The organism is Myxococcus llanfairpwllgwyngyllgogerychwyrndrobwllllantysiliogogogochensis (assembly GCF_006636215.1).
Classification (GTDB): Bacteria; Myxococcota; Myxococcia; order Myxococcales; family Myxococcaceae; genus Myxococcus; species Myxococcus llanfairpwllgwyngyllgogerychwyrndrobwllllantysiliogogogochensis.
Genome location: NZ_VIFM01000477.1, coordinates 1 through 3,410, shown reverse-complemented (window position 1 = coordinate 3,410; position 3,410 = coordinate 1). Strand labels below are relative to the sequence as shown.

1 protein-coding gene is annotated in these 3,410 nt (G+C 67.9%); it reads left to right on the top strand.

The annotated features are described in order from the left end of the window. Nucleotides 1–138: 138 nt before the first annotated feature. On the top strand, nucleotides 139–3,410 hold a 3,272-nt coding region (locus tag FJV41_RS48505), incomplete at its 3' end, for a C45 family peptidase (protein ID WP_141649411.1).

The window sequence follows — 3,410 nt, the reverse complement described above, 5'->3', positions numbered from 1 at the left end:
GTGTCGGGGTGGGTGTGGAAGTCACCTCGCGTCATGGTGCCTTGGATGACGTGAAGGGTTGACGCTCGAAACGCGCGGCAGTGTCATGCGCCCCGATTCCCCGAGCTGTTGCCCCGCCCTGCTCGGGAAGGGAACGACATGACCGACCTCCCCCAGACGTCGAAGCTCCTCGGCGTGCTGCTGTTGTCCGCGAGCCTGCTCCAGGCCGCGCCCGCCGTGGCCGCCTCCCCCGTCAAGTCCTCGGCGGTGCCGAACGGAAACTTCGAGGTGGCCGGAGGGTCCTCCTCGGTGCCCGCGTTCTGGCGCTCGCAGGGACCTGGCAAGGTGGCCTCCAGCGCCGAGGGCAAGGTGGAGGGCTCGCGCGGCCTGCTCATCGAGAGCCCTCAGGGCGGTGGCGAGACCACCGTCGAGTCCGAGAACCTCCAGCTCCAGGTGGGCCAGCTCTACCGGCTCAGCGCCTGGGTGCGGACCAAGGGCGTCCAGGTCGACCCCCAGGCCCGCTATCCCACGGCCCACGGCGCCTGCTTCTCGATGAAGAGCTTCCCCTTCACCAACTGCGCACCCGCCCCGGGCGGTGAGGCCGGCACCCGCGCCTCCGTCCTCTTCTTCGCCACCCAGTCCTCGGACCGCGTGCAGCTCCACCTGGGCCGCAACGGCAAGGCCACCGGCTCCGTCTGGTATGACGATGTCCGCCTGGAGCCCGTGGAGGACATCACCGCGTATGTCCCGATGGAGTCCGTGCGCTGGGCGGGCAAGGGCTTCCGCTACGACGACGGCGGGTGGATCTACGTCCACATCGAGGGCGAGCCCTACGAGCGCGGCGTCCAGTTCGGTGAACTGACCTCGCAGGAAATCGTCCGGTACATGGAGAAGCTCGGCATCCAGAAGGACAAGACGGATGCGGCCAAGGGATGGAGCCACCAGCGACTGCTCGCGGACTCGCTCTTCCTGCGCAAGTTCGACGCCGAGTACCTGGAGGAGATGAAGGGCATCGCCGACGGCGCGAACAAGGCCGGCGCGAAGTTCAAGGACCGCGAGCTGGACGTGCTCGACATCGTCACGCTCAACACCGCCGTGGACGCGGGCCAGTTGGAGGAGGCCAACCGCGCCACCTCCACCTCGCTGTCCGGCCGCACCTTCCTCAAGGCCGACGAGGAGGCCGAGCGCGGAGGCAAGGGTGACCACTGCTCCTCCTTCGTCGCCACCAAGTCCGCGACGAAGGACGGCCGCGCCATCATCGGGCAGATTTTCATGTGGAACGGCTACACCGGCGTCCACTGGGACGTGGTGCTGGACGTGCAGCCCACCCGAGGCCACCGCTTCGTGATGCAGACCTTCCCGGGCGGCATCCACAGCGGCGCGGACTGGTTCATCAACTCCGCGGGCATCGTCATCGGCGAGACGACGGTGGGACAGACCCCGTTCGACCTGAATGGCTCCCCGCAGAGCAACCGCATCCGCAAGGCGGCGCAGTACGCGTCCTCCATCGATGACGTCGCGCGCATCATGAAGGACAACAACAACGGCCTGTACACCAACGACTGGACGCTCGCGGACACGAAGACGGACGAGGGCGCCTGCCTGTTGCTCGGCACGAAGAAGACGCGGCTGTGGCGCACCGGTAGCAAGGGCAACACCTCCGACACGCCGGGCAACCTCAAGGACTTCATCTGGGCGAACAACAACAACCGCGACTTGGAGGTCCGCAAGGAGTCCGTCTCCAGCCCGGACAACGCGCCCGCGGACCTGGCCTTCAACACCTGGAACCGCGACATCGCCTTCTGGGAGTACTACGCGAAGTTCGGCAAGAAGGGGTTCGACCTGGACTCCGCCACGCGGATGATGGCCTCCAGCCCCATCAACCGCCCGCACGCGTGCGACGGCAAGGTGACCACGTCGGAGATGGCCGAGAAGCTGATGTTCCTGGCCCACTACGGCAAGACGACGCTGCGCGAGAAGATGATTGGCAGCCGCTTCATGCCGGACCTTCCCGGCGCCACGCCGCACCTGTCGCTGGGCTACACGACGTTCAGCCCCATCTACGTCGCCGCCAAATTGAAGGAGGCGCGCAAGACGTGGAAGGCGCCCGAGGAGCCCCAGGCCGCCAAGCGGGACTTCTCCCGGGTGAAGGACGCGGTCGGCTTCGACAAGTCGCTCCTGTGGGCCAACACCCTGTTCCCCGCGTCGGACGGGGAGAACTGGCTCATCAGCGGCACGTCCGCGTACTGGAAGCTCTTGCGCGACGTGTCGGCCCACGAGGACAAGCAGGACAAGGCCTTCGACGCGCAGCGCGACGTGCTCGCGGACCTGAATGACCGCTACCTCTTCACCACCTCGCGCGAGGCGGACGTGCTGCCCGCCTCCGTCAAGACGGAGTACGGCCGCTATGGCACCTACCTGGTGCCGCGCATCAAGGGCACCTTCGCGCTGCACCAGCTGCGCCTGCTGTTGGGCAACGCGGACTTCTCCAAGGTGATGAACGCTGTCCACGCGCGCTACGCGAACAAGGACATCTCCACCGCGGACTTCAAGCGCACCGCGCAGGAGGCGGTGGGCAAGGACGTGGGCTCCTTCGTCGGCCAGTGGCTGGAGCGCACGGGCCTGCCGCAGCCGCGCTTCCGCGCCACCGCCGCGCAGGTGAAGGACGGCTACGAGGTGACGCTCAAGGTGGAGCAACCCGGCCCGAAGCCCTGGCACTTCGTCACGCTGGTGGAGGTGCACACGGCGAAGGGCTCCACGCTGGAGCGCGTGGAGGTGAAGGGCACCGCGAGCGAGACGTTCGTCCTGCGCACCAAGGAGGCGCCCGTGCGTGTCGTCTTCAACGCGGGCAATGACCTTCCGGTGCCGCGCGAGCGCTACCAGGTCCTGGCCAACCAGACGGATGCCTGGGAGAAGCTGCTGATGGTGCACGGCACCGCCCGGCAGACGGAGTCCATGCGCACGCTGGTGCTGGGCTACCGCGAGTCGCTGGCGGATGTCTTCACCGAGCGGCTGGTCCCCGTGGCGCCGGACTTCGAGGTGACGGACGCACAGCTGGCGGATCGCGACCTGGTCGTCTTCGGCGGGGCGGAGGACAACGCGCTGCTCGCCCGGCTGGCCCAGGAGAAGAAGCTCCCCGTGGAGCTGGGCCGCCGCTTCTTCCGCTGGCAGGGCAAGACGTATGGCCGCCCGGACGACGGCATCGCCCTGGCCCTGCCCAACCCCTGGAACCCCAAGCGCGCCCTGTACCTCTTCGTCGCCAACAGCGGCATCCAACTGTGGCACATGACGCGGACCTACCAGCGCAACCTCCAGGGCTGGGCCCTGTTCCGGAACGGCGACGTGACGACGAAGGGCTTCCATGACCTGGAGGCCCTGTCGCAGGACGTGACGGTGACGCCGGCTCCCGCGCCCGTCGCGCCCCCGGTGCC